The following is a 25,060-nucleotide window of genomic DNA, read 5'->3' on the forward strand; positions in this document are numbered from 1 at the left end:
GCGTATGCGCCGGGTGTACCGTACCCGTTGTGACACTTGTACTCTTCCTGATTGTGATCACGCTTCTAGTGATCGCATTCGCTGAACCCCTCGGTGAGCGCATCGGCGTAGTCGCCCCCGTGATCCTGCTGGTGGTGGGGGCGGCCGCAGCCTACCTGCCGCAGGTGCCCGAAGTGTTTGTCGAGCCGGAGATCATCCTTCAGCTCATCCTCCCTCCGCTGCTGTTTGCCACGGCAATGCGCATGCCGGACCATGATTTCCGCCGCAACTTGAGCGCGATTTTCGCGCTTGCGGTCCTCCTCGTCGGCGTGACATCCGTGTGCGTCGGCGCGGCAATTCACTTCCTCGTACCCGAGATCCCGCTCGCCTACGCGATCGCGGTCGGTGCCGTAGTCAGCCCATCCGACGCCGTTGCCGTGGGAATCGTTCGGCGCGCCGGCGTGAACCGCAGAATAGTCGCGGTGTTGGACGGAGAGGGTCTGATCAACGACGCCTCCGCCCTCGTCATTTTGGGAAGCTCGCTGCTGGCCGCCCGTTCGCACGTCACGGCCGGGGAGGTTGCCGCCAGCTTCCTCTGGGCAGTCGTCGGGGCGGTCCTAGTGGGATACTGCGTTGGCAAAGTGGCGATGCTGTTGCGTAGGTTTCTCCATCACGCCTCGTCGAACACGGTGCTTTCGCTAGCGATTCCCTTCGCCGCTTTTCTCCCGGCCGAGGAAGTGGGCGCGTCGGGCCTGGTCGCCACCGTGGTGGCTGGCCTCGTTGTCGCGGACGCCGCGGCGAGGGAACTGCACCCGGCGACCCGCATCTCCGACAACCGGACGTGGGACGCGGTGGGCCTCATCCTCGAGTCCCTCGTGTTTGTGCTGATGGGGTTGCAGATGCCTCATCTCATCAACGAGGCGACGGCTTCGGGCTTTACGTTCGCGGCGTCTTTGTGGGTGGCACTGGCGGTGTGGGTCGTCGTGCTTGTTGTCCGCTGTCTCGCGGTGGCCCCGCTGCTCGGGTTTCTGCGCCGCAGCACAGTCAGGCTCCGGAAACGTTCAGTCGAAGACGCGGCAGGTGGTACCTCGCGGAAGCGCACCGTGCGGCGCCTGGCCGACGGTGCGTACTACGCCAAAAAGCCCCTCGGGGTGCGAGCAGGGGGTGTGATCGTCTGGGCCGGCATGCGAGGCGCGGTTACGCTCGCGGCCGCGCAGACGCTGCCGCAAGACACGCCCGCCCGAGGTTTCCTGATCCTCGTGGCGTTCATCGTAGCGGCCGTTTCGCTGGTTGTGCAGGGAGGAACCCTCGGCTGGGTAGTGGCGGTGCTGAAACCCGGTGCGGATGAGCCGAGTTCGCCCGAGGAGCGCGAATGGGTGCGCAAGCAGCTGGATGAAGCCGCCGCTGGCATTGCCGTGCCGCCGTCGCTGCGACACCGCCTGGTCTCCCAAGGTGTGTCCCCCGCAAAAGTGCCCCACGCCACGCTCATCGATCTCGCTCGAGCGGGCAGGGAGCTGATGGCGGAGAGCCCGGGAGAGGCCGGCGGTGTCTGGGAATATGCCGCCGAACGCGTCTCGGTTCAACGGGAGGCATTGGTGCGAATCCGCGAAGCAGGGTTGATCGACGCGCCCGACTTCGACCGCGAGTTGCGCATTATCGACGGCGAGCAGTTGGCCGTGGAAGCTTTGGCGCGCGATGGGAGCACCGGGGCATTACGATAGGTGCAGTTCACCACCTGTCAACGAGTAAGGAACCGACGATGTCTTCTAAGTACGACTCCCAAGGCGAGAACCAGTGGGCCACCAACTACCAACCCAGCACCGACTACCCTGCTGGGGGACCTACGCCGTCCAGCTTCCCCGGCGGCGGGTACGGTGCGCCCTACGGATATTCCCCAGCGGCCACCGGTGCGCCCCATTCCCGGGATGGTTTCTTCAAGGCGCTGTTCGACTTCAGCTTCAGCCGCTACATCACGGTTGATTTCGCCAAGGTGATCTACATCATCTTCATGGCGTTTATTGTGCTAACGTGGTTTATCGGCTTGTTTGTGTCGCTCGTTTCCTTCCAGGGAGGGGTGGGCGTGGGCATTTTCGCTTTCTTCGCCTACCTCATCTTCGGAACCATCTTCACCCTTTTCCAGCTCATCGGAGCTCGCCTCTTCTTGGAGTTCTTCGTGGCCAACATCAAGACGGCGCAAAACACCTCGATCATGTCCAACGACGTCGAGGCAAAGAACGGGGTTTAGCCCAAGAGCTTGTCGACGCTCCCGGGATCCGCATCGGAGAGCATCTGGCGGCACCGGTCATACTCGTCGGTGTCGCCAATTGCTTTGGAGGTCAGGGCGAGCAAGGCAATAGCCCTGAGTACGCCCAGGTTGGGCGTGTGGCTGGCCGGCACCGGTCCCCAGCCTTTCCAGCCGTTCGCGCGCAGTCGATCCAGGGAGCGATGGTAACCGGTGCGTGCGTAGGCGTAAGCGACGAGCACGTCGCCGTCTTTCAGCTCAGCGGCGGCCCGGGCAGCCCACACCGCGGGGGACTCGGGGTTTGTAAGCGCGGTGTCGCGGTCGAGAAGGTCCATGCCTTGGGCGGGATCCTCGGGCAGGTGGACAGGGGTCGGGGCGAGCATGTCGTCGAACTTCATGCCACCTAGGCTACCCGCGCGGCCGAATGTCAGGACCAGAACTCCGAGGCATTCAACCCGAAGGAGTACAACGCCCGGCGTAGGAGCGGCATGGACAGCCCGATCACGCTGGAAGGGTCGCCGTCGATGGAGTCGATGAACCAGCTGCCGAGGGCCTCCAGTGTGAAGGCGCCGGCGCACTCGAGGGGTTCACCGGATCGGGCGTAGGCCTCGATGTCGGCGTCGGAGACGTCACCGAACCGGATGCGAGTAGTCACTGTTTCCACGACCCACTGGCCCCGGTAATGCACGGCGTGGCCGGTGAGTAGCTGCGCCACCTTTCCGCGCTGAGAGCGCCAGCGGTTGACGGTGGCGTCCACGGTGTGCGGCTTGCCTTGGAGTGTGCCGTCGAGAAGCAGCATGGAGTCGCAGCCCACCACCACGTCGTCGGGGTAGAGCGGCGCGACGGTTTCGGCTTTCGCGCGGGCGAGAGCGGCGACAGTCTCCTCGGCCGGGCCGGCGGAGGCGCGGATGAGCGATTCCTCATCGATGTTGGCCGGGTGGAGAACGGGCGAGACCCCGCCGTTTTCCAGCAGCATGCGGCGCGACGGGGACTGGGAGGCGAGAACGAGGCGCATCTAGAAGTACGTGACGTTGGAGAACGCGCCGGGGTTGAAAATCGGCGCGCTGTGGCCCGGCGCATTGGGCGTCCCCCACAAGTTGCGCTCGCCAGGGGTTCGCGTGGCGGCCGCCGCGGCCTGGAGGTCGGCCAGCACCATCGTCAGCGCGGCGATTTCGTCCTCGGTGGGGTTGCCCTTGACTACCTTGATGTCCATTGCGAATGTCTCCTTAGAGCGGGATGTTGCCGTGCTTCTTGGCGGGCGGGTAGACGACCTTGCGCTCGAGCAGGCGCAGGCCCTCGAGGATCTGGGCGCGGGTGGCGGACGGCTCGATGACCGCGTCGACGAGGCCGCGCTCGGTGGCAATGTACGGGTTGAGGTTCTCGTCCGCGTAAGCGCCGGCGTCGGTGTCGAGGGCTGCGGCGGCGGTGGGGGCGTCGGCAAGCGCGATCTGCGCGGTCGGCCACGCGAACACCAAGTCGGCGCCGAGGTCTTTGGGCCCCATCAGCGTGTAGGAGGGGCCGATGGCCTTGCGGGTGACAACGGTAATCGTGCCGACCTGGGCCTCGGCGAACGCGTATGCCAGCGCTGCTGCGCGCGTGACAACACCTGCTTTTTCCTCGTCGACGGAGGGCACGAAACCGGGGGAGTCGACCAACATCACCACGGGCAGGTTGAACGCGTCGCAGGTGCGGATGAAGCGCGCGGCCTTGATGGAGGCGGCGGTGGTCAGACAGCCCGCCAGCACGGACGGCTGGTTGGCCACGATGCCCACGGCGCGCCCGCCGATGCGCGCGAAACCCGTGACGATGTTGTCCGCGTGCGCGGCACCGAGCTCCAGAAAGTCGCCGTCGGTCACTGCCGCGATGATGTCCTGCACGTCGTACGCGGCGCTTTCATCATCGGGCATGAACGCGTTGAGGTCGGTGTCGGCCGGCTCACCGGTCTCCCCTGCGGGGGAGGCGGCGCGGTTGTTCGTCGGCAAAAAGCCGATGACGTCGCGGGCGAGCTGCACCGCGTCCTGATCGGTGGAGGCGGTCAGCTGCGCGAGCCCCGTGGTCGCCGCATGCACGGCCGCCCCGCCGATCGACTGCGCGGTCGCGTCCGAACCGGAGACCTTGCTCACCACGTCCGGGTCCGCCAGGTGCAGCGTGGCTCGATCGACCATGATCGCCAGGTCCGCGAGCGGCACGCTTAGCGACGCTAATGACGACGTCGGCCCAGCCACCACGGCGATTTGGGGGATCAGGCCCGAGGCCGTCGTAGCCGCGCGCAAGATTTTCGCCTGCATCGCGGCGGTGACGATGCCCTCCGCCACGCGCGGCCCGGCGGAGTCATAGATGCCCACCAGTGGGACGCCGGTCTTGGTGGCCAGGTCATAAATCTTGAGGATCTTCTCCGCGTGGACCTCGCCCAAGGCCCCGTCGAAGATGGTCGGATCCTGGGAGAACACGCAGACCCGGCGGCCGTCGACAAGCCCGTAGCCCGTGACCACGCCGTCGGTGGCGGGCTTGGTCTTGTCCATCTTGTATACCTCGACCCGGTGGCGAGCGAGGGCGTCGGTTTCAACGAAGCTGCCGGCGTCGAGGAGCTTCTCCACACGCTCCCGCGCGGTTGACCGCCCCGCGGCGTGGATCTCGTCGACGGCGTCGTGCCCGACCGGTGCGTGGGCCTCCTCCAAGCGGTTGCGAAGATCGTGGAGACGGCCCGCGGTCGTGGTCATATCCGGTTTCGTTGAACTCATAGCGCCCCAGTCTAACTATCTAATTCCCTGTCAGGTGAACGGCCATAGTGTGTATCGGTTTGCGGGCGAAAGTGTTTCACTCCGGGCCGGGAAGTTTCGTGTTAACTGGGTCATGTATAAGACATCGCTTACGAATTGAGGTTTCTCCCATGAAGATCGCCGTTACTGGCGCGTCCGGCAACGTCGGAACCGCCGTCCTGCGTGCCCTGCACGCGGATGACACTGTGACCGACATCGTCGGCATTTCCCGCCGCGTTCCTTCCCCCGAAGCGGAGCCCTACGCGGGCGTCGAGTGGCACAGCATCGATGTCGGGGCCGCCACCACGGCCGATGACGCAGTTCCCGCGCTGACACGCGCATTCGAGGGCGCGGACACCGTTATCCACCTCGCCTGGATCATCTTCCCCAACCACGACCGGGGCCTGTTGCGCCGGGTCAACGTCGACGGCACCCAGCACGTGCTCGACGCCTGCGCGGCCGCGGGCGTGAAACACGTCGTAGTCGCCTCCTCCATCGGCGCCTACAGTTCGGACCCTGCGCGCAAGGACGTTGACGGCCCGGAGGACACCCCGCCGTTGCGCTCCGAGGACTTCGAGGCCCGCGGCATCGAGAGCTCCCATTACAGCGAGGACAAAGGTGCCGTCGAGGAACTTCTCGACGCCTTCGAGGCCGCGCACCCGGACATCAGCGTCGCGCGTCTGCGCCCGGGTCTGATCTTCCAGGCGGACGCCGCCTCCGAGATCCAGCGCTTCTTCCTCGGCTCCGCCGTGCCGGTGGGCCTGTTGGGCAAGGGCAAGCTGCCAGTGGTGCCGCTGCCGCGCGGCCTGAGGGCTCAGGCGGTGCACTCGGACGACATCGCCCAGGCCTACCGCCTCGCGGCGATCAAGCGCGCAACCGGTGCCTTCAACATCTGCGCCGACGACGTTTTGTACCCCAAGGACTTCGCCGAGCTTCTCGGTACCGGCCGCTTCCTCGAGCTGCCGCCCGTCGCCGTGCGCGCCGCAGTCACCGCGGCGCACCGTGCGGGTTCCCTGCCGACCGACGCGGGTTGGGTGGATATGGCCCTCGGCGTGCCAATGATGGACACCACCCGGGCCAAGACCGAGTTGGGGTGGGAGCCGCGGCGCAGTGCCAAGGACTCCTTGCGCGAGCTCCTTGACGCCATGATCGAAGGCACCGGCCACAACTCGCCGAGCCTGTGGGCCGAGGATGAGACCTCCAAGGTCTTGCCGCGTCTCGATCTGACCGTAGAGGAGACGGGGCAGGTCGCGGACGAGGGGCTGCAGGTGTCGGGCGATATCGACGCTGAGCTGCTCGAGGACTACCTGGCCAACCACCTCACCGGTGCCCGCGGTGCGGTGGAGCGCCTCGACATGATGACCCTGAACTACCAGGACACCCCCGTGTTTCCGCAGATCGCCCGCGTCGCCCGCGAGATCCGCGCGGACCGCGACTTCCTGGAGTACGTGGCCCGCAGCTTCGGCTTCGATCCGAAGCCCGCGCAGGGCGCTGCCGCGTGGGTTGGCGAGCGGTTCGGCCGCCTCAAGCCCAACGGCCGGGTCGTCGAGCGCTCGCCCATGGCGCTCCTCCTCGAGTCCGAGCTGCTCCGCTCCGCCGTGGCGGGCAAGATCGGCGGCTGGGAGACGCTGCGGGACAACGCCTCCCACCTCGGCATCGCGCCTGAGGTGTTCGACGAGCTAATCGACGTCGCGCGTGGTCAACTCGCGCTGATCACCGAGATCCACGACTACGCGGCCGCCACGGCATTTCGCGAGGACCGCGACACGTTCAAAGGGGAGTAGTCGAACCCAGTTCCAATGTCAGGACACATGTGTTCGACTATTCGGGGTGGGTTGTCGGGCCCAGCTTCTACGGTGTTCCCATGACCAGCGCCACGAAGCCCACCGCCGTAATCCACTTCCTCGACCGCCATTTGGATCGCCAGCGCGATTTGATTGTCACCGCCGCCGTCGACGGTGAAGTGGTCTATTCCAACAGTCAGCCCGTGTCGTCGAGGTTTGAGGTCCTGAGCTGGCTTATCGAAGCGGTCAATGAAACGTGGAAATACCAACGTGGCGGCATGACTCTCTACATCGCCGACGCCACCATCCGCAGTTTGCTTACCAACGCCCTCCAACCGCCCCGGCCTCGACGTCCGCAGCGTCGTCACCGGTGCCGCCATGCGTGCGACGTGGGAGGCCGCCCGGGTCGCCCAAGCCCACGTGGTGCACGGCCCCGCCGAGGGTGAGGTGCCTGCTGCGAAAGTGCGCCGAGTGTACGCCACAGACGCGTCGAAGCAGAAGCGCGACAGCCTCATCGGTATTGCGGCAGTGGACTCGACCGGCAAGATTCAGATCGGACAGGTCCATGCCAAAACGGTCTTGGAGGGGGAGTTCGCGGCCATCGCGATGGTTCTGCGTCGCCTGAAGAGCAGTAAGACAGCGCGTGAGGTGGACATCCTCACCGATTCCTTAACCGCGGCGCGAGCCACGAACTCGTCGACCCCGCGACCGTTCGCAGGGGAATTCGAGAGAAGCTGCGTGGCTGAGCTTGACAAGGTTCGCGCCCGCGGCATCGACGTCCGCGTGAGTTGGGTCCGCGGACATGACGGCAACGCGCTCAACGAGCTGGCAGACCGCGCCGCCGTCACCGCCCGTCGCTGCGGTCAGTGGGGTCATTCACCCACGGCACTGGTGGCCAACATTCGCGCCGACCTCCGCGAGCTACTCGCCGCCGTCGACCCGCACGACTTCGTGCCTGCTACGCCGCTGCCGTCCCAGGCAACTGCTGCGGCGTAGCAGCTGGCGCACCGTGAAACTTAGCGGTCCCAGACGCGGTGCGAGGCGAGCAGTTCCGTGACGGGGCCGACAGCCTTGTCAGCGGAATCGACGGTGACGATACCCGGCTGGTCAACGGGGATACGAGAGCCCTCGAGCGCGACCTTGCCGTCCTTGCCGACGACGATAATTGCCTTCTTGTGGCGCTCGAACTCGCCGAGCATGGTCACGACCTCGGGGGTCATGGGCGGGCTGACCACCACAGCAGCGTCGAACTCGATGGAGCGCGCCGTGAGGTAGGTGCGCGAGACGGATACGGAAGACCCGTCCAGCGACAGGGTGCCGCCCTTGTCGGAGACGAGAAGCGGGGTGGCGCCGGCGTCGAAGAGCTCGGTCAGCAGTGCTCCCACACCGTCGAGCTTGCCGGTGGAGCTGACGAGCACGGCGACCTGGCGGCCGTCGATGGGCCAGGTCTGGCCGAGCTGGGACAGCGCCGGGGAGGGCTCCACAGAGGCGACCTCGACCTTGGCGGGGTGAGGCAGGCCGAGGTTGTCGGCGACGGTCTCGGCAAGGCCCTGGTCCACGTGCGCGAGAACGTCGAGGTAGCGCAGCTTCACGGACTCCTCGTAGCACTTGCCCAGCTCGAAGGAGAATCCGCCGGCGAGGTGCTCCTTCTCCACATCGGTCAGGGAGAGGTAGAACATGCGCGGCTGCGTGAAGTGATCCTCGAACGAGGTCGGGTTAGCGCGCGTGATGGTTCCTTCGACGGGCTGGGGGACGTCGATAAGCGCACCCTGCTCGACCGTCGCCTCGGTCGGGTTGCCCGCGTCAAGCGTGTTCGGCTTGTACGGGGCCACGCCGGTGTGCGCGCCCTGCTGGTACATGCCGTCGCGCAGCATGTCGTTGACGGGGGCGTGCGGGCGGTTGATCGGCAGCTGGGCGAAGTTCGGTCCGCCCAGGCGGCTGATCTGCGTGTCCAGGTAGGAGAACAGCCGGCCCTGGAGCAGCGGGTCGTTGGTCACGTCGATGCCCGGCACGAGATGACCCGGGTGGAAGGCGACCTGCTCGGTTTCCTCGAAGTAGTTGCCCGGGTTCTTGTTCAGGGTCAGCGTGCCGATGATCTCGACCGGGGCGAGCTCCTCGGGGACGATCTTCGTGGGGTCGAGCAGGTCGATGCCCTCGAACATCTGGTCCTTGGTGTCCGGGAAAACCTGCACACCCATGTCCCACTCGGGGAAGGCGCCGGCCTCGATGGCGTCGGCGAGGTCGCGGCGGTGGAAGTCTGGGTCGACGCCGCCGGCGATCTGGGCCTCCTCCCACACCTGGGAGTGCACGCCGAGGCGCGGCTTGAAATGGAACTTCACCAGCGTGGTTTCACCTTCATTGTTGATGAAGCGGAAGGTGTGGATTCCGAAGGCCTGCATCATGCGGTAGGAGCGCGGGATGCCGCGGTCCGACATGTTCCAGAAGGTGTGGTGGGTGGCCTCAGTGTGCTGGCCGACGAAGTCCCAGAACGTGTCGTGCGCGCTCTGCGCCTGCGGGATCTCGCGGTCCGGGTGCGGCTTGGCGGCGTGGATGACATCGGGGAACTTGATGCCGTCCTGGATGAAGAACACCGGGATGTTGTTGCCCACCAGGTCCCAGGTGCCTTCCTCGGTGTAGAACTTGATGGCGGTGCCGCGGGTGTCGCGCACCGTGTCGGCGGAGCCGCGCGAGCCCAGCACCGTCGAGATGCGCATGAACACCGGGGTCTCCTTGCCCTCCGCGAACAGGCCGGCCTTGGTGATCTTCGCGGCCTTTCCGTTGGATTTGAACACGCCGTGGGCGCCCGCACCGCGGGCGTGGACGACGCGCTCCGGGATGCGCTCGTGGTCGAAGTGGGTGATCTTCTCGCGGAAGTGGTGGTCCTGCATGAGCAGCGGGCCGCGCTCGCCCGCGCGCAGGGAGTGGCTGGTCTCGCTCAGGCGCGCGCCCTGGGCGGTGGTGAGGAACTCGCCCTGCTGTGCGCGGGGGTCAGGCTCGCCAGCACCGATGTGGAACGGGCAACCGGTGGGGGAGTAAGCGGCGGGCGGCTGCTGGTCGGCCTTGGGGGTCGGCGCGGTAGTAGGCTCCGTTGGTTCAGAACCGGTCGGGGTGTGGTTTCCCGGGGCTCCGGGAGCTACGTCATCCTGCGGGGAAGCTGCGGGCTGGTTGTTCTTCTTGTCTGCCATTAGCTCTACCTATCCACTCGGGGTTATGGGTTACTGCCTCGATGGTAGAGACGCGCCACGACAGTCACCCCCGCGCGGGGGTCACCAGCTGGGGCCGCGCCGGATCCGGATCGGACCCTTCGCTGTTTCCGCGTCCACCACATCATCGCCCTGCGTGGCAACCACGGTTCCGTCCTCGGCCAAATGGGCCGCTGCCGCGCGTACGGCCGGCATCAGCTCGCGCCAGTTCTCATCACCCAGCTCGCGGGCCACGTCGGAAGGGCAGATCGAGGTCTCGGGGGCTCGAGCGGCAAGCTTATCGACGACCCCCCGGCGCAGCTCTTCTACCGACACCATCAGGAGTGTCCCCTGTGGATACCCCACGCCGCGCGGATGAGCGGGATTTGCAGGGGGATCCTCGCCAACGATATGACCTGCAGGTACCACGGCTTACGCCGCCACAGCCACGCCATATAAATGTTCGCCGGCCACACGGCGGCGAACAGCCCGGCGGCGGCGAGACCGCCGGTGGCCTTGGTGCGCTTGCTGGCCAGCAGTGCGGCCGATGCCAACTCCGCCACGCCGGAGGCGTAGGTGTACGTCCTTGGTTCACCCGGCAGCTGTGGCGGCACGATGCTGTCGAAGGGTTCGGGTTTGACGAAGTGGAGCACACCGGCGGTAGCCAAGACCGGGACGAGGGATTTTTGGAGGCGGTTCATTGTGCCGAGCGTAGCGGGTTTGGTCACCGGGGATGCGCACAATCGTTCTATGGCGGGGTGCTGTTGCAAAGTTGGGCGGAGAGCCGAGACGACCCAGTTTCTCATTTCCTGATGGCCGCTGCGTGCCGGCGTTCTCAGGCCGTCTCGAAGACCCGGTTGACGATCACCGCGTCCGGATTGGGGTGCCCATAAGCAAACATCGTGCCCTGACCTTTCCGCAATGAGTGCATCGCTTCCATCCCTTTCAACGTCCGGTAGGCAGACGTCCGATTTTTGAACGCCCCCTTCGGTCCCAGGATTCGTTTCAACCGGCCATGATCTCCCTCGAGAACGTTGTTCAGGTATTTCACCTGCCGGTGCTCCACCGTCTGAGGGCAGATTCCCTCTGACTTCAGCTCGGATATTGCCTTGGCCAGAGCTGGTGCCTTGTCGGTGTTGATGACCCGCGGGGACCCGGCTGTCGTATTCGATCGCAGCGTCTTGGCCAGGAAACGCTTGGCCGCCGCGACATTGCGCTTCGGAGAGAGATAAAAGTCCAGGGTCTGCCCACCGGCGGTAATAGCCCGGTAGAGATAGCACCACGTGCCGCCGACCCGGATATAGGTCTCATCCACCCGCCAGGACCGAGCCTGCCAGTCGGGTACCTGCCGGTACCACCGAGTGTGCTTATCCAGCTCAGGGGCGTATTTCTGCACCCAGCGGTAGATCGTGGTGTGATCGACTGGCACACCCCGCTCGGTCATCATTTCTTCGAGATCGCGGTAGCTCACCCCGTAGCGGCAGTACCACCGCACCGCCCACAGGATGATGTCACGGGGGAAATGCCGACCGGAGAAGATGCCCATGGCTCTGATTATTTCACGCCGGTCTTTCTACTGCCCCAACTTTGCAACAGCACCGTCTACGGAGACTGCGTCGAATCCCTGGGTACCGAAGAGGGTGATGGCGCCGTTGAGGACTTCCTCCTCGTTGAACTCTCGTGGTCTTCCCATATGTTTAAGAATAAACGTTACAGAACGAAATGTCCATAACATTTTTCTCAAGGTTTGGAGGTTTTTGTCGCTTTGTGGTGTGCGCGGGCGAGACGGTGTCGCCCGCGTTCCTCAGGATACCCGGGGATGCTTCCCTAGGTAGTTGTGAGCGCTCTTCGAAATGTAGCTCACTGGCGCTCTTTGAAATGTAGCCCAGTGTGGTCGTTGTTATTGTGCCTGATGTGGGGTTGGTGAGGGGGTTGTTGGTGCGGGTATTTCGCGTCCTTTGATGCGGTGGCTTACTCCTCGGTGTTGAAAGATTTTGGCGTGGTGGACGATGCGGTCGACCATGGCGGTGGCTACTGTGATGTCGCCGAAGCATTGCGCCCATTGGGAAAACGCTAGGTTTGAGGTCACGATGATGGAGCCGTGTTCGTAGCGTTTGGAGACGAGTTGGAAAAACAGGTTCGCCGCGTCAGCTTCGACGGGAATGGAGCCGAGTTCGTCGATGATGAGCAGGTGGTAGCGGTTTAATCGTTTCAGCAGCGTTTCGAGTTTGCCGGTGTTGTGGGCTTCGGTGAGGGTGTTTATCCACCCGGCGGCGGTGTCGAAGAGGACGCGATAGCCTTGCTGCGCTGCTGTGATGCCAAGTGCGGTGGCGAGGTGGGTTTTGCCGGTTCCGGGTGGGCCGAGCAGGACGACGTTTTCAGCTGTGGCGACCCAGGCCCCGGTTTCAAGGCGTGCGATTTCAGTGCGGTCAATACTGGGTTGTGCGGTGAAGTCGAAGTTGGCGATGGTTTTCACGGCCGGAAAGCCGGCGCGTTTGACGCGTAATGATGCTCCGGATTCCGCGCGGGCGGTCGCTTCGACGGATAGCACGGCGGCGAGGTACTCCTCGAATGTCCAGGATTGGCTACGTGCTTGATTGGCGATGGTTGAGTAGACGTTGTCGATGCGTGGGGCTTTCAACTCCCGTGCGAGGTGACTAATTGCCGCCGCGGTGTCGTGGGCGCTGGTGCGGGTCATAGGAAAGAGCTCTCCTTGAAGTTTGTGGGGCGTTGAGGCCGTGTTAGGCGATGTGGTCGTAGATGGATAGGTCAGCGATGTCAACAGCGGTATCTGGCTGGAATCTCTCGCTCGCCGTAGCTAGGTCGCGGCGCATGGCGCGGGCAGTTTGGGTGTGGGCGGGGTCGGTGATGACCTTGTGCTGGCCCCAGTGGCGTGGGTGCACCGCGGCGGGTTCACCGTGTGGCCCGGTCACGGCGATTTCATCAAGCGTGCTGCGCACAGTGACTAGTCGGTCAATGAATGTCGGATCCACGCTGTACTGGTTGGTGTCAACGGTGACGTAGTAGTTACGCGGCAGGCGCACCGCGGGCCTGACACCGAACACCGGCGGATACTGAAGCGTCCTGGGTTTAGTTCCGCTTCTTTTACGGCCCTGTGTTGATGGGCTCGGTGAGATAGTACTCGGTTTCTACTTCCTGTGGGGTGGCGTAGTCCAATGCTTCGTGAAGTCGCTTAGTGTTCCACCAATGCACCCACCGCAAGGTGGCCAGTTCGACTTCTCCGACCGACGTCCACGGGCCCTGGGCATGAATCAGTTCAGCCTTGTAGAGACCGTTGACTGTTTCGGCTAGTGCATTGTCGTAAGAATCGCCGACTGTTCCCACACTCGGGCGGATTCCTGACTCAGCTAGCGCAGTGGAATACTTCAGTGACACATACTGGCTGCCCCGATCGCTGTGGTGAATTAGCTGGTTTCCATGGATTCGCCCTGCAGTCGTTAACGCATGCTCCAAAGCCTCCATCGGCAGCGCGTTGGTGCGCATTGTCGAGCGTGTAGCGACACCAACAATTTTTCGGCTGAATACATCCACGACAAACGCTGTATAAGCGAATCCTGACAGGGTGCGAACGTAGGTAATGTCGGCAACCCAAAGCCTGCCTGGTGCCTGCGCACGGAAGTTTCGGCGCACAAGGTCCGGGCGATGATCCGGTGTCTTCGGGCTGATCGTAGTTAGTGGGGTTCGCCCACGTCTGCGGCCAGAAACGCCTGCGAGTTTCATCAGACGTGCGGTCTTGTCGCGACCAATATGAACGCCTTCACGGTTCATCGCGTGCCACATTTTGCGGATGCCGTAGACCGAGAAATTCTCCGCATGCACACGCTGTATCTCTGGGATGAGCAGGCTATCGCTTAAGGCCCTTGCACTGGGAACACGAGTGGTCGCCTTGCGGTAGCCACGAGAGGTGATGAATCCACGATCTGCCTGTTTTAGAACTCTGCAGATGGCCTCGACCCCAAATTGATCTTTGTACGCGTCGATGTAGGAGATCATTTGGTCGTGGGTCGGTCGAGTTCCGCCGCGAAAAAAGCCGAAGCTGTCTTAAGAATCCCGTTTGCTCGTTTCAGTTCGCGGTTTTCACGACGCAGACGCCTGAGTTCTTCTTCCATTGTTTCGCCGCCTGAAGCGTCAGAATTATCGCGTACTGAAGCGCTGTCACGGTACCAAGCCCGCAACGTGTGGTGGGATACACCAAGCAGCTCACCGACCTCCGTGTAGGCGCGTTGCAGTGAGCAAGACTCCAGGCGGACCATTTCGATGATCTGATGGACCGCCTTCTCCTTGAACTCGACGGAATACTTTCTAGGCATAGTTCAATCCTTCCTTAGCTGAGGTAGGAACTAAACCCAGGACGCTTCATACGGTGGCAAGGGGCGCATCGCCCGCTGATCAGCTGCGAACAAGTCCGCCGGTGTGGCCTTCAACGTGGTGTGAACGCGTGCGTTGGCGATTGTGGTGAACCACTCATCAAGTTGGGCTTGCACATCCACCGGGTCGCTGAACCGGCGCCCGGGGAAGAAGGAACGCTTCATGTACCCGTTGGTGCGCTCGACGATGCCTTTAGATTCCGGGTCCCGCGGTGGGGTCTGAACGATTCTGCAGCCCAGCGCCCCGCCGAATGCGGCAACAGGCTCGCACAGCTTCGCCTTGCCAATCCCGGACTCGTGATCCCACACGAGCCGATCTGGTACCGCTTGGAAATCACGTGTTATCAACTGCCACATCCCGGCGATCAAGTCATCAGTCGTGCGCGAGGGAAGCACACACGCCGCAGCGAAACGAGAATGCGAGGCTGCCATCACCAACACCGGCAACGCGCGGTAGACCCCATCAGCATCAGGTAGTCCACCCGGTGCAAAAGTGAGATCACATTGGATCTCACGCCCCGGGGCGTGAGTAAGGGTATCGACTGGGTCGGCGGGCATATACTCAGGCCGGATCCTGGCAACGTGTTTGCGAAACCATGAATCCGAGCCTGTCCAGCCCACTCGCTGAGCCAACACCTTGGCATTAAGCTGCGGTGTTTCCGCGAGAAGTTCCCTGACCTGCGATTCAAACGGATCGAAACTCGTGCCTTTGGCATCCCGTGGCTTGTAACAAGGCGGCGAATCTGAAGCCAAAGCCTTCTCCACCGTCTTCTTCGCACAGCCCACTTCGGCCGCGATCTTCCTCAATGACAGACCCTGCCCACGCAGGTATCGGATCTGCACCCATTCCTCCAATGAAATCACCCATCCAATCTTTTCCGGGTGGGCTACTTTTCGAGGAGCGTTTTGGGCTACTTTTCAAAGAGCGCTGACAGTAGTGGACACCGGGGTGGTGGGAGTAAGGGCTGGATGCTGAGGCTAACGCCAACAAGTTAGAGTGGCTATATGTCGTTGGGTTTGACGGCTGCTGCCGATTTCCATTCGTCGAGTTCGCACGCCATACGTGAGTTTGAGGGGCAGTCGCGCCCGGGACACTATTTTGAGTCTAAGGCTGAACGCTTGCTTGATGAAGATCTACCGGCGCTTTCAGTACGCCTTCCGAACGCTTCGGAAGGCATCGCCTTTGTTCGAGAGTTTGTGGGGGGGCGCGGTGTGGCTGATGCGGTCGCCATCACCGGGTGGCATGCCACAACTCAAAATCGTGTGAAACTCGGTCTGCCGCCCCTCCTTAGCGAAACTGATTGCGCAATTGTTGCGGCGCTATCATCGAACCAGACGCGAACAATCACCACGTTGGCGCGTAAAACCGGGATAAGTGAGAACCAGCTGGTCAGGCGTATTCGGCAGCTCACGACCGGTGGTTACGTTCAAGTTTCCGGTTCGGGTTATCGACGAGTGCGAGGATTAGAGCCAATCGGCCGAGCGTACGCGCTTGAGGCCAAAGTTAGTGACTGGCGGCAGGGGGTCAGTCAAGCCTTGCGCTACTCCACGTGGTGCGATGGAGCCGCTGTCGTATTGCTAAAAGACCCGCGGAACCTAGACGAGGTAAAAAATCACTGCTCTGCATTGGGCTTGGGACTCGCTGCGAATGGACGTTGGATAAGAAGGCCACGCATTGGTCGTCCAAATCCAGGCCTTCGGCTCGCTATGTCAGAGCAGTTCGTTCGACAGGTTATGGATTCAGAATCCTTCTAAAGCTGCGTACGTTTCTAGAATCTTGTATGGATTTATCGCCCAAGCCTCTTTGTCCGACTCGCGCACAATACGTGGCAGGGCAGGGATAAGGGCATCGAAGTCCTGTGCTGCAGTCGCATACCGGTGTCGAAGTGTATCGATTCGCTCTTGGCGGGTAGCGCCTATTGGGGCCACATCCATTACTGCATGTCGGAGCTGTTGGAGGTGATGCATTCGTTCTACATTGTCGGTGGGAGGCATCGGACCTCCTCGCATTCTTTCAGCCTGGGATGTATCCCAGCGGGTAATCGCATCGGCGGTATCACGCCGTAGGACCGCGTTGAGCCCACCGTGCGTTACGTACGAAGCGGATATTCGGGGACTGTCATCGGAATTCTCCCGATAGGAAAGAGGGTCGAAGGTTCTTTGACCTCGGTCCCAGCCGCTCCCAAGGGTGTCGGCACCTGCAGCGATCGCGGGGAGACCCGCAAAGTCACTAAAGGCCAAGATTACACGTGATCGCAGGGAGAGTGAGTGAACTGTACGGCATAGGCCGGCGAACGCCGCTGTGTCCGTCAGATCAGGAACTTGCCCTGCGACGATTTCGTTTGCCACGGTAATCATCCATACTGGGGCGCGAAGGGATGAAAGGGTGCCGACGTAGGCATCCAGATGGGGGCCAGAGGACCAAAAGGCTCGTGTTCCCACCAGTGACTGCCAAGCACCCTTGTCTAGTCCTCGTGCGACGCGAGCCATGTCGAGCGCGCGGGATGAATCGGTGGAGCGGGGCGCCTGAAGCTGCAAGGTTGGGGCCAGGTGAGGGGCACCGATTTGACTCTGGTACTCGAAAACCCGCTCTATGTGTGCGACCTGAGCAGTTGTGTTATCGAGACATGTCCCGGTTGGCCCCCATAGATCCCATGCGTCATAGAATCCAGTTTTATTGGTGCCTGGTAAGAACCGTGCATGGGTCATAGGGTCGAAAATTACTTCGCCACCCGCCGCACACACGTCTTTCGAGAGCTCTGAAGCGCTTGGATGGCGCGGCACTGTAACACGAGGTGTCGCAAATGGCGACAAAATGACACCGTCTGCATATCCATTGGTAATTGCTTCTACGGCCCATTTTCGATGGCCATTGCGCCTGCCGTCATGGATTAGAACGCCGCTCATCGGTTTGACTCCATTTTTTCGATTTCCGTCAAGAGCTCTGCCCCGTCTAGAAAGCGGCGGGCAGGCTGCCGGTTAAGGCAGCGGTCGATAATTTCGCCGAGATCGGGAGAGATATCTGGGCGGATCGTCGAGATCGGAGGGGCTTGCTGCTCAATCAATGCGCGATCATAGGTTTGGGGGTCACAGGGTGGGTCAATAGGAAACTGGCCGGTTAAGGCGAAGAAAGAAAGGATGCCTAGGGAGAACACATCACTGGCAGGAACTGGATCTCCGCCAGGGACATGCTCCGGGGAACGCCACCCCGGAGTGCCCGGTTGATATGCTCCCGTGAGAGCGGTTTTCTCAAGATGTCGTGCGAGTCCAGGGTCCATTAACATGAAATGACCGTTGGACGTGCGGCGTATATTTCCCGGTGACAAGTCGCGATGGACAACCTCGAGTTCGTGACATGCGGCGAGGGCTTCTGCTACATCATGCATAAGTAGCCAAACATCGTCTTCCGCCCACTTCGACTTGAGAGACGCACTCAGATCATTGCCGTCTAGGTACTCCTCGGCCCAGCAGACAGCTTTCACTGGATCGCCAATTTCAACGGCATCGGTGAGTACCTTGACCACCCGGTTGGATTCCACTGCGGATAAGAGCTCCACTTCGCGATGGGCTCGCTGTAAAGTAATGTCTCCGTTTGCCCCTGGTTCGATAAAAACGATTTTGGCTACTGCCTTCGCACCGCCTATCATGCCCTTCAGGACGAGCTTTTGCCCACCCTGTGTGAGCGGTTCTGAGTTCTCAAAGCCGAGAGCCGCGTCGACTTCATGGATTACCTGGGATACGTCCATGCTTCCATTCCTTGGTGTGGGATCCGCTACCGCGCTCCTGTTTGATGCTCCCCGGATATCGTTTCCGCTCGACGAGTGATCATGCTTAAAGCTGTGAAGATTCAAAGATGGGTCTGATTTTACCTAGTGTACATGCTTGGAAGGGCTGAGATTGCGGATAAATCACAGGCAGGTGATTAAGGCGCATTTTATGGCGATGACACTTCCACCTCGACTACATGCAACTTTCTGCCGCGGTGTCGGAGAATCCCCCGGTTGATCCTGACTGGGCTCTCGTTGTCACCGACTCCCGGGAGTTACTCGGTGATGCTGGCGAAAAAGTGGGCGGAAGGATCCGGGAAGGACACACAACTGTTCTACGGTTCGAGCGGCGACGGCACCGCCGGTTTCATCTCCCTGGCCGCCTCACGTTGTTGGCAATCTGTGTCATCCTCATCGTCGCTATTGTCGGTAAGCGTTCGAGCCTGCAGTGCTTCTTCTCCCCGCTGCACCTGCTGGGCAAGTTGCGATCGGATGGTCGAGTTCTAGTTAGTGGTGTATCTGTCCTTTCGATCTGACGCGGTTTAGCGAAAATACAGAAACGAAGGCAAGGAATGTAAAAGCGAAGACTAGCCCTGCAAGCAGTGGATATCCGATCATGGTCACTAAGATGCCAGACAGGATAGAGCTCACGCCCGCTGCAATGTTTATGGTCAGATCCAGTCTGCCCTGGAGCGCCATTCGTTGGTTTGTGTCATCAATCTTAGAGGCAAGGGTGGAGGAAATTATCATACCTACCGACCAAAATACTCCGACTCCAAAGAGACCCACAGTAAACAGGATAAAAGAGTTATGCAGAAAAACTAAGAGGAAAATCGAGATTAGAAAGGCGGTTGCTCCCCACGTAATCGTCTTTCTGAGTCCGAACCGATTAAGGCTAGAGCTCACAAAAGGTCCGGTAGCATACATGCCGAGTAGGTGAGCTGTCATCACGATTCCAGATCTAGATGGACCAAAAACTCTATCTGTGTAAATGGGTGCCATTGTCATCAGGCTAATCATTGATGCGTGGGCAATGATTCCGGCGGCGAATATAAAAACATAAGATTGCTTCCATATGAGACGTCCTGATTCTGAAGAGGCAGTCGAGCGTGGGGTCCCCGATGTGTAGCTCTGGCGCCTTTCAAAAGATAGGACCAGTAGTCCAACCATGAAGGTTAGAGCAGACCCGACGAATGCCCACTCCATCGGTGATTCGATGTTTAGAGAGATGAGGCCATATATATTTGGTCCTATTACAGAGCCTATCGCGGAGCCGAAAAGTACTATGCCAATTGCAGATGTGGCCTGTTGATTTTGCCCGACTTTCTCAGTGGCTGTAAAGCGAGAGATAAGTGCGCTTACCGTGCCTCCCCCAAGGAGAAATAATCCAACGAAGAGAAGCCATCCGCTGGAGCCTTTAGTAGAGATGGCAAAGTGTGCAACGAGGGATCCTAGTGCAGCCACACCAATGGTGCATCGTAGTGCAAACAGCCTATCCTTGAGGATGCTGATTCTCGTTGCCGTTATGGTAATGAATGTGGCGCCCAAGATGGTGCTTGTCTGGGCTAGTCCGCCCAATGATTCCTTGCCTGTAACCTCAACGGCTGCAAGTGCGGTGATAGTAAGATTTAGTCCCACCGCGGCGGATATGCAGATTTGGGTGGCAACTATCGGCCAGATTAACCCAAGGGTGCTTTTCGTCGAACTTTTCGGAGGTTTGATCAAGGCAGTTTGATTTCTTCATAGTAGAAGGGAGCTTCATCGCCCCTTACAAACCATGCTTTATAGCGCTCTGGCTCTTGAAAAACAATAGCCTCATATTCCGTTACGATGGAGCCATCTAGACGGACGATCGCGGTGCCATGCCAGGGGGAAATCACAGTTTTGGCATCGCGCATAATGGGAGAGTATTGATCTGGCTTAGGGTGGACTGTTCCGCGGATAGCATCTGGGAATGCGGTCATCACCAGATCGAGTCTACGCATAATAGTCAGAAGCACGGTGTATTCGAACGCGGCGTGCTCTGCCCTCTTGAGAAGGGCCTTTTCTGCGCGAATGAAGAAACTATCTAGGTCAACATTCTTGTAAGACCCACTCTTGTACATCTCAATCAGAGCTACAGTTATGGGAGTGGTTTCAACCCCCTGGCGAAGGGCGGCAATTAGATCTTGCCTGGAGGGAAGATCGTGATCATTCCACTGACTCGAAACGTGCTCTCTTACTTCTGCTTCGATCGCAGCGACTTCATCCTTTCGTTCTTGGTAGATGGGCCACATATCGATAGTTCGCAGAGAATTTTCTGCTTCAAGTGCTGAAATCTGCCGGTTTAGGTTCTCCTCGTAGGGGACAGCTTCATTGTGGGCGTACCCGTAGAAAGGTCGATAAATTGTTCCGTCAAGAATGAGCGTAAACAGTAGTCCCGGTGGATACACTTCCCTCACGGTATCTGAAATATCTAAGAGATGGAGAAGAGCATACATTTCACCTAAGTCGGGAGCTACTCGCTTATGAGCTGCAGGATTATGTGGGCGACCCGCAAATGAAGGGATGACAATTTCTATGGGGACCCCATTGCTTATTGCAGTTTCGATTTTGGCACGGTTCGTTACTCCATCATGGAGAAGGTTGCCTTTCGGCCCTTTTAGAAACCTTTCGTGCTCCATGATCATAATGATGTCGTCGACAGTATTTCCTGAAAAACTGCTTCTTACATCCGAAAGGACAGCTGCCTTTCGGGAGTAGTTCTCCTTGAATTTCTCAGTGTCGAATGTTTCGAGCACGGCCGAGTCGGGTCGGGTCCATCTCTCAGTCGCTTCGATGCACTTCCAGGGGTCCGTAAGCCAATTGGTGGGGGTGAAAGAAATATGAAAAAACTCTTCAGAGAGTTTCACATTAGAGAAGTTTGACTTATCCATTCGGTAGCCTCCCACAAATGGAGTTGTGGCGTGATTTTTGCTTGGGAAAATTGGGGTCATGTGTTATTCTACGCAGTTCCGCAGTCGGTCGTCGACCTCCCCGGATCTGTGGGATTGTGCCAGTTTTCTTTGGGCTGGAGAGATTTAGTGCCAGATCCCGTTGCTCACTAGGTGAAACGAAGCTCCCAGGTTGGCAGCAAATACGCCGTCCACATTTGGGTTGTCACCTATGACTATTGTTTGTTTCCCTGCGGGTATCCCAAGAACGTCTGCGAATAAGAGACTTGGTTTTCCAATAATTTTGGCGCCTTGCAGTAGTTCTTCGTCTTGAAGCAGGGCGCCCAATCCCGGGATATATCCCGTTGAGCGACTAATTTTTTGATCCCCATTTGTTACCCACAATTCAGCGGGTGGGTTGCTTCGTAACAATTTTATAGTTTCAAGTGCGCCATCAGCGTATCCCAGGATGACAGGGATGGTATCTCGCGGATGGGTAATGGAATATCCAGCTGAGCGTATTGCATCGTGAACGGCCGGGTTGGATGTGGGGCTGGATACATGCTTTTTGTCTGTATGCATCAGGGCTAGAGCTCTTGGTATTAAATCCAAGGTCGTTGCGCATTGGCTATCTACAACCTCTAGTCCTTGATCTTTAAGATATGAAGAAATGGCGCTCCCTGAATATCGATCTGAATTTGAAACGTAGTAGCACCTAGAAGGATCGAGTGTCCGTGCGAACTGCAAGACCGTTTCGATAGGTTCAAAATCTACGTGAATAGTCCCGTCGAGATCGAAAACGAACGTTTTATATCCGCGGTCTGGTTGCATGGCCTCTCCTCTACCTTTTTGTGTTTTGGGCTTACTGAAGTAATTTAACTTTGCTCGCCTCCCTCAGCCGGAAATGTAGGTATAAGAGGTGAGATAGCTATCTTCTCGAGTCGATAACTCTTTAGAGGTCATTCCCCGTCTGGTTGGAGTATCTTTGCCGTCTAGGGGATTGCGTTTTTAGGGGTACACCCTAAGAGAACAGATCTGAATTACAAGTTTTAGCTGTTCGGTAGGGTCATATTATGGCTACCGGAACAGAACCGTCATTACATCTAGAGATTGACGAACACCAGGACGTGGTTTTGGGGCAAAAGGTTGGTTATGCCCGGGTCAGTTCCCTGGAGCAGAATCTGGATCGCCAGCTCGAGCAGCTTCAGGCGGCCGGGGCGTCGCAGATATATAAGGAGAAGATCAGCGGATCGACTCGCCACCGTCCCCAGCTTGAGGAGGTGCTGCGCTATCTGCGTAAGGGAGATCAGCTCATTGTCACGAGCATGGATCGCCTGGCCCGTTCACTTGTGGACCTGCACACGATTGTCGAGGACCTTGTGGGCCGTGGTGTCTCGGTAAGGTTTTTGCGCGAGGGGCAGACCTATTCGGCGAAGGCGGACCCAATTGCCAAGCTGATGCTGGGGCTTATGGGTAGTGTCGCCGAGTTTGAGCGCTCCATCATCAAGGAGCGCCAGGCAGAGGGCATCGCCCGGGCGAAGGCGCGCGGGGTGTACAAGGGGCGGGCGAAAGTGCTCACCGACGGCCAAGTTGCGCAGGCGCGGCAGTGGGTGGCCGATGGTGTACCCAAGGCAGAGGTGGCACGCCGACTCGGGATCGGACGGACCACCTTGTACACATATCTTCCCCGCACGTAGAGATGCCCCCTAATGATGAAGCTTTAGGGGGCTAGTCGTAGTTCGCAGACAGTGTAGGTATCAAGCAGCAGTTCGCTAGCCCTGGCGAAGGTGATCGAGAACCTGGTTGATGTAGCTTTCATCCATGATGTAGCCGTTTTCTGTCTCTGTCAGAACGCCCTCTTTAACCCGGCGATTCCACCACGTAATGATTGACCCCAATGTGTAGCCTACCCCGCCGTACTTCTGGCCAGGGACTGTGAATGAGTCGCCCATTAAATCCCCGAATGTCAGTTCCTGCCCTTCGCACCCCCAATGGCCATATGTCCTGGGATCGTGTTGCGGTTCAACGTGCTGGACGAGCCAGTACACCACGTCGTAAAAGGTGCGGCCTTCTGGCGTATCTCCGGTAATCGCTACCCCTATGGAATCTGTGATCGGCTCAGTCGCCTTGCGCAGCAACTGCTCCATATCTGGTGTTGGGGTGGCGGCCAGGGCTTGCTGGAGTGGCTGGGACAGTGCGCCGTATCGCACTCCTTTGATACCGATGCCGTCTTGGCTGACTTCTTCTGCCTCACTGATTGAGGGGTGTGGTTCAAGTTGGGCCAGGAAGTCGTCGAATGAGTCTGCGACTAGTACTTTTGCACCGTCGGGGTCGGTGTCGAGATACAGTACTGATCCTGCTGGAAACTCGGACAAGTCGTAGTTGATGACAAAGCACTGGTGCATGCCGTCTTCGCTGTCCGCGCATAGCAGGACTTCGCGGGGGATTTCCCATTCCTCCATCAAGAATGCTGCCTGCTCTAGCAAGTCGACATTCGTGTTGTTGGAGGTCGTTCCGTTGCCGTAGATGCTGTCTACGGCAACGTCGATCACGTCGCCGTCGGGAAGTTCTATTTCTGGGAGGTAGCAGGTGTTCATGCTCAGGGACCCTCCCCCTGTCTCGGAGAGAAGACGCGCGTAGGCATCTGGCAGGCGACGGCCCAGGCCGCGCTCGATTTCTCGGATGCGTTGTTCATCCGCTGGCTGTGCCGGGTATTCAAAAAGAGTGCTGTAGTCGGTCATGGTTGTCCTTTACGAATTCAGTGGCTTGCTCCATATAGCGTATCCGCCTGTGTGGCGCACAGCATTGTGGAGATCTTTCGGGATGAGCTGCAGTAAAGGGCACGTGAGACACGGAGCGCCAGGCTGAGTGGATCGCCCGAGCGAAAAGCTTGCGGGGTGTACAAAGGGGTGGGCAAAAGTACTCACCAACGCCTAGGCCGCGGAGGCCAACCAGTGGGTGGTCGATGGTGTGCCCAAAGCGGAGGCGACCCGCCGACTCGGGATCAGGCCGAGCACCCTTTACACATACCTAGTGTAGGGGGCTGAACAGGATTCGAGTTAGACCTCGGTTATTGGGTCTTCTTTGCGGAGGTTTTCGATGATGGTGTTGATGTAGTCCTCGTCGAGGATGTAGCCGGCGGGGGTCTTGGTCATGATGTTGTATTCGACTCGTATTTTCCACCACCATTCGACGGTGGGCTGGTTCCAAATGAAGCCATATTTCTGACCGTCGGCGAGGAAGGATCTACCGATCAACGTGTACATGTTAGGGGTGAGAGTGGTGGTGCTTAGTCCCATGTAGGTCAGCGGATCTGGGTGCGGTTGGACGTGTTGCGCCACCCAGTAAAGAAGGTCTTGAAATCGCCTCCCCTCGTTACTGTTATGCATCATGCTGAGACCAAATGAGTTTGCCAGGGGTGCGACTGCTTTACGCAGTAAGTATTCCATGTCGGGGGTGGGGGTTGCGGCGATGGCGCGGGTGAGGTCGTCGGAAAGCTTTCCGTGCCACACACCCTCAATACCCTTGCCTTCTTGGTCCGCGTCTGGGTTGGCGCCCTCGGCATAGCTGTCGTCGTAGGGTTCGAGCTTGGTGAGAAAGTCGGTGACGGAGTCGGCGACCTGGGTCATTTTCCCGCCGGGGTCGGTGTCGAGGTGCAGAATAACCCCTGTGGGGTAGTCGGGGAGGTCATAGTTGATGACGAAGCAGTTGTGCATGCCGTCTTCGGTGGTGGCGAACAGGAGGACTTCTGCGGGGATTTCCCATTCCTCCATGAGGTAGGTGGCGTCTGTGGCCAGATCGAGGGCGCGGCCAGTACTTGTGCTGCCGTTGCCGAAGATGTCGTCGGTTGCCAGGCCTCCGACCCCTTCGGGGAGGCCCGGCATGACGCACTTGTCGAGTTTGAGGGTGCCGCCGCCGGTTTCTTTGATCAAGGCCCGGTAGTCGTCGGGTAGTGCCCGGCCGATGGCATGCTCGATTGCCGTGAGGCGGGCATTGTCGGCTGGTTCAGCGGTTTCAGAAAAGAATTTGGAAAAGGTCATTGTTGTT

25 protein-coding genes are annotated in these 25,060 nt (G+C 59.8%); 6 read left to right on the top strand and 19 right to left on the bottom strand.

The genetic code is table 11. The features are described 5' to 3' along the window. Positions 1-29: 29 nt before the first annotated feature. On the top strand, positions 30-1,700 hold the full coding sequence (locus tag G7Y29_RS02225; RefSeq protein WP_165003706.1) for a cation:proton antiporter: 1,671 nt from the start codon (positions 30-32) through the stop codon (positions 1,698-1,700). A 38-nt stretch (positions 1,701-1,738) separates the two neighbouring features. Further along, on the top strand, positions 1,739-2,224 hold the full coding sequence (locus G7Y29_RS02230) for a DUF4282 domain-containing protein (RefSeq protein ID WP_165003708.1): 486 nt from the start codon (positions 1,739-1,741) through the stop codon (positions 2,222-2,224). On the opposite strand, the gene G7Y29_RS02235 is transcribed toward G7Y29_RS02230, so the two are convergent. Genes G7Y29_RS02235 through G7Y29_RS02250 form a run of 4 tightly spaced genes read right to left on the bottom strand, consistent with a single transcriptional unit; the run spans position 2,221 to position 4,962 of the window. Next, positions 2,221-2,619, bottom strand: coding sequence for a DUF3151 domain-containing protein (locus G7Y29_RS02235; protein ID WP_165003710.1), 399 nt, complete (start codon positions 2,617-2,619; stop codon positions 2,221-2,223). The genes G7Y29_RS02230 and G7Y29_RS02235 overlap by 4 nt on opposite strands. Before the next feature lie 29 nt (positions 2,620-2,648). Further along, positions 2,649-3,236 carry a Maf family protein gene (locus G7Y29_RS02240; RefSeq protein WP_165003712.1) on the bottom strand — a complete coding sequence of 196 codons (588 nt, stop codon included), beginning with the start codon at positions 3,234-3,236 and terminating at the stop codon, positions 2,649-2,651. Continuing rightward, positions 3,237-3,434 carry an acyl-CoA carboxylase subunit epsilon gene (locus tag G7Y29_RS02245; protein WP_165003714.1) on the bottom strand — a complete coding sequence of 66 codons (198 nt, stop codon included), beginning with the start codon at positions 3,432-3,434 and terminating at the stop codon, positions 3,237-3,239. A 13-nt stretch (positions 3,435-3,447) separates the two neighbouring features. Then, positions 3,448-4,962 (bottom strand): acyl-CoA carboxylase subunit beta, encoded by a 1,515-nt coding sequence (locus tag G7Y29_RS02250; protein ID WP_165003716.1) that lies wholly within the window; start codon positions 4,960-4,962, stop codon positions 3,448-3,450. A 149-nt stretch (positions 4,963-5,111) separates the two neighbouring features. On the opposite strand from G7Y29_RS02250, the gene G7Y29_RS02255 reads away from it, so the two are divergent. Beyond that, entirely contained in the window at positions 5,112-6,764 is a 1,653-nt protein-coding gene (locus G7Y29_RS02255; protein WP_165003718.1) for an NAD-dependent epimerase/dehydratase family protein, read from the top strand. Between the two features lie 378 nt (positions 6,765-7,142). Then, positions 7,143-7,760, top strand: a complete 618-nt coding sequence (locus G7Y29_RS02260) for a ribonuclease H family protein (protein WP_165003721.1) — start codon at positions 7,143-7,145, stop codon at positions 7,758-7,760. Between the two features lie 20 nt (positions 7,761-7,780). Here G7Y29_RS02260 and G7Y29_RS02265 read toward each other — a convergent pair whose 3' ends face one another. From G7Y29_RS02265 to istA, 8 genes are all read right to left on the bottom strand, one after another. Further along, positions 7,781-9,949, bottom strand: coding sequence for a catalase (locus G7Y29_RS02265; protein WP_165003723.1), 2,169 nt, complete (start codon positions 9,947-9,949; stop codon positions 7,781-7,783). Positions 9,950-10,030: 81 nt separating this feature from the next. After that, positions 10,031-10,285, bottom strand: coding sequence for a DUF3253 domain-containing protein (locus tag G7Y29_RS02270; protein ID WP_165003725.1), 255 nt, complete (start codon positions 10,283-10,285; stop codon positions 10,031-10,033). Next, positions 10,285-10,647, bottom strand: coding sequence for a DoxX family protein (locus G7Y29_RS02275; RefSeq protein WP_165003727.1), 363 nt, complete (start codon positions 10,645-10,647; stop codon positions 10,285-10,287). The genes G7Y29_RS02270 and G7Y29_RS02275 overlap by 1 nt, the downstream gene beginning before the upstream one ends. Before the next feature lie 134 nt (positions 10,648-10,781). Further along, positions 10,782-11,492, bottom strand: coding sequence for an IS6 family transposase (locus G7Y29_RS02280; RefSeq protein ID WP_196820166.1), 711 nt, complete (start codon positions 11,490-11,492; stop codon positions 10,782-10,784). Between the two features lie 354 nt (positions 11,493-11,846). Then, positions 11,847-12,644, bottom strand: a complete 798-nt coding sequence (gene istB / locus G7Y29_RS02285; RefSeq protein WP_165005163.1) for an IS21-like element helper ATPase IstB — start codon at positions 12,642-12,644, stop codon at positions 11,847-11,849. 43 nt (positions 12,645-12,687) lie between these two features. After that, entirely contained in the window at positions 12,688-13,011 is a 324-nt protein-coding gene (locus tag G7Y29_RS02290) for a Mu transposase domain-containing protein (protein ID WP_165005161.1), read from the bottom strand. 40 nt (positions 13,012-13,051) lie between these two features. Then, a protein-coding gene (locus G7Y29_RS02295) for an IS3 family transposase (protein ID WP_165005157.1) occupies positions 13,052-14,277 on the bottom strand; the annotation gives its coding sequence in 2 pieces (ribosomal slippage) (positions 13,052-13,998 and positions 13,998-14,277; 1,227 coding nt in all). A gap of 30 nt (positions 14,278-14,307) precedes the next feature. Continuing rightward, positions 14,308-15,198, bottom strand: coding sequence for an IS21 family transposase (istA, locus tag G7Y29_RS02300; protein ID WP_196820167.1), 891 nt, complete (start codon positions 15,196-15,198; stop codon positions 14,308-14,310). A gap of 141 nt (positions 15,199-15,339) precedes the next feature. On the opposite strand from istA, the gene G7Y29_RS10990 reads away from it, so the two are divergent. Next, on the top strand, positions 15,340-16,089 hold the full coding sequence (locus tag G7Y29_RS10990; protein ID WP_165005088.1) for an AsnC family transcriptional regulator: 750 nt from the start codon (positions 15,340-15,342) through the stop codon (positions 16,087-16,089). A gap of 1,148 nt (positions 16,090-17,237) precedes the next feature. Here G7Y29_RS10990 and G7Y29_RS02310 read toward each other — a convergent pair. The 4 genes from G7Y29_RS02310 to G7Y29_RS02325 all read right to left on the bottom strand — a co-directional run bounded on the left by G7Y29_RS02310 (position 17,238) and on the right by G7Y29_RS02325 (position 21,844). Beyond that, positions 17,238-18,080, bottom strand: coding sequence for a serine/threonine-protein kinase (locus tag G7Y29_RS02310; protein WP_165005090.1), 843 nt, complete (start codon positions 18,078-18,080; stop codon positions 17,238-17,240). A gap of 528 nt (positions 18,081-18,608) precedes the next feature. After that, a complete protein-coding gene (locus G7Y29_RS02315; protein ID WP_165005092.1) occupies positions 18,609-19,826 on the bottom strand; it encodes an MFS transporter in 1,218 nt (405 codons plus the stop codon). Then, entirely contained in the window at positions 19,823-21,076 is a 1,254-nt protein-coding gene (locus tag G7Y29_RS02320; RefSeq protein WP_165005094.1) for an L-tyrosine/L-tryptophan isonitrile synthase family protein, read from the bottom strand. Before G7Y29_RS02320 ends, G7Y29_RS02315 begins: the two co-directional genes overlap by 4 nt. Before the next feature lie 84 nt (positions 21,077-21,160). Next, the gene (locus G7Y29_RS02325) at positions 21,161-21,844 is read right to left on the bottom strand and encodes an HAD family hydrolase (RefSeq protein WP_165005096.1); all 684 of its coding nucleotides are present in this window, start codon (positions 21,842-21,844) and stop codon (positions 21,161-21,163) included. 242 nt (positions 21,845-22,086) lie between these two features. Between G7Y29_RS02325 and G7Y29_RS02330 the strand changes: the two genes are divergently transcribed. Then, positions 22,087-22,710, top strand: a complete 624-nt coding sequence (locus tag G7Y29_RS02330) for a recombinase family protein (protein ID WP_165005098.1) — start codon at positions 22,087-22,089, stop codon at positions 22,708-22,710. Positions 22,711-22,785: 75 nt separating this feature from the next. On the opposite strand, the gene G7Y29_RS02335 is transcribed toward G7Y29_RS02330, so the two are convergent. The 3 genes from G7Y29_RS02335 to G7Y29_RS02345 form a co-directional block, all read right to left on the bottom strand. Then, entirely contained in the window at positions 22,786-23,754 is a 969-nt protein-coding gene (locus tag G7Y29_RS02335; RefSeq protein WP_165005100.1) for an SMI1/KNR4 family protein, read from the bottom strand. 9 nt (positions 23,755-23,763) lie between these two features. Next, positions 23,764-23,940, bottom strand: coding sequence for an HNH endonuclease (locus G7Y29_RS10995; protein ID WP_165005102.1), 177 nt, complete (start codon positions 23,938-23,940; stop codon positions 23,764-23,766). 132 nt (positions 23,941-24,072) lie between these two features. Then, complete coding sequence (locus G7Y29_RS02345; RefSeq protein ID WP_165005104.1) at positions 24,073-25,053, bottom strand: SMI1/KNR4 family protein; 981 nt, start codon at positions 25,051-25,053, stop codon at positions 24,073-24,075. Between the last annotated feature and the right edge of the window lie 7 nt (positions 25,054-25,060).

It is taken from the genome of Corynebacterium qintianiae (assembly GCF_011038645.2).
Taxonomy (GTDB): Bacteria; Actinomycetota; Actinomycetes; order Mycobacteriales; family Mycobacteriaceae; genus Corynebacterium; species Corynebacterium qintianiae.

Bases quoted from the DNA above. Each gene is read 5' to 3' on its own strand.
- G7Y29_RS02230 (WP_165003708.1), top strand. From the start codon at position 1,739: ATGTCTTCTAAGTACGACTCCCAAGGCGAGAACCAGTGGGCCACCAAC.
- G7Y29_RS02235 (WP_165003710.1), bottom strand. From the start codon at position 2,619: ATGAAGTTCGACGACATGCTCGCCCCGACCCCTGTCCACCTGCCCGAG.
- G7Y29_RS02240 (WP_165003712.1), bottom strand. From the start codon at position 3,236: ATGCGCCTCGTTCTCGCCTCCCAGTCCCCGTCGCGCCGCATGCTGCTG.
- G7Y29_RS02245 (WP_165003714.1), bottom strand. From the start codon at position 3,434: ATGGACATCAAGGTAGTCAAGGGCAACCCCACCGAGGACGAAATCGCC.
- G7Y29_RS02250 (WP_165003716.1), bottom strand. From the start codon at position 4,962: ATGAGTTCAACGAAACCGGATATGACCACGACCGCGGGCCGTCTCCAC.
- G7Y29_RS02255 (WP_165003718.1), top strand. From the start codon at position 5,112: ATGAAGATCGCCGTTACTGGCGCGTCCGGCAACGTCGGAACCGCCGTC.
- G7Y29_RS02260 (WP_165003721.1), top strand. From the start codon at position 7,143: ATGCGTGCGACGTGGGAGGCCGCCCGGGTCGCCCAAGCCCACGTGGTG.
- G7Y29_RS02265 (WP_165003723.1), bottom strand. From the start codon at position 9,949: ATGGCAGACAAGAAGAACAACCAGCCCGCAGCTTCCCCGCAGGATGAC.
- G7Y29_RS02270 (WP_165003725.1), bottom strand. From the start codon at position 10,285: ATGGTGTCGGTAGAAGAGCTGCGCCGGGGGGTCGTCGATAAGCTTGCC.
- G7Y29_RS02275 (WP_165003727.1), bottom strand. From the start codon at position 10,647: ATGAACCGCCTCCAAAAATCCCTCGTCCCGGTCTTGGCTACCGCCGGT.
- G7Y29_RS02280 (WP_196820166.1), bottom strand. From the start codon at position 11,492: ATGGGCATCTTCTCCGGTCGGCATTTCCCCCGTGACATCATCCTGTGG.
- istB (WP_165005163.1), bottom strand. From the start codon at position 12,644: ATGACCCGCACCAGCGCCCACGACACCGCGGCGGCAATTAGTCACCTC.
- G7Y29_RS10990 (WP_165005088.1), top strand. From the start codon at position 15,340: ATGTCGTTGGGTTTGACGGCTGCTGCCGATTTCCATTCGTCGAGTTCG.
- G7Y29_RS02310 (WP_165005090.1), bottom strand. From the start codon at position 18,080: ATGGACGTATCCCAGGTAATCCATGAAGTCGACGCGGCTCTCGGCTTT.
- G7Y29_RS02320 (WP_165005094.1), bottom strand. From the start codon at position 21,076: ATGACCCCAATTTTCCCAAGCAAAAATCACGCCACAACTCCATTTGTG.
- G7Y29_RS02325 (WP_165005096.1), bottom strand. From the start codon at position 21,844: ATGCAACCAGACCGCGGATATAAAACGTTCGTTTTCGATCTCGACGGG.
- G7Y29_RS02330 (WP_165005098.1), top strand. From the start codon at position 22,087: ATGGCTACCGGAACAGAACCGTCATTACATCTAGAGATTGACGAACAC.
- G7Y29_RS02335 (WP_165005100.1), bottom strand. From the start codon at position 23,754: ATGACCGACTACAGCACTCTTTTTGAATACCCGGCACAGCCAGCGGAT.
- G7Y29_RS02345 (WP_165005104.1), bottom strand. From the start codon at position 25,053: ATGACCTTTTCCAAATTCTTTTCTGAAACCGCTGAACCAGCCGACAAT.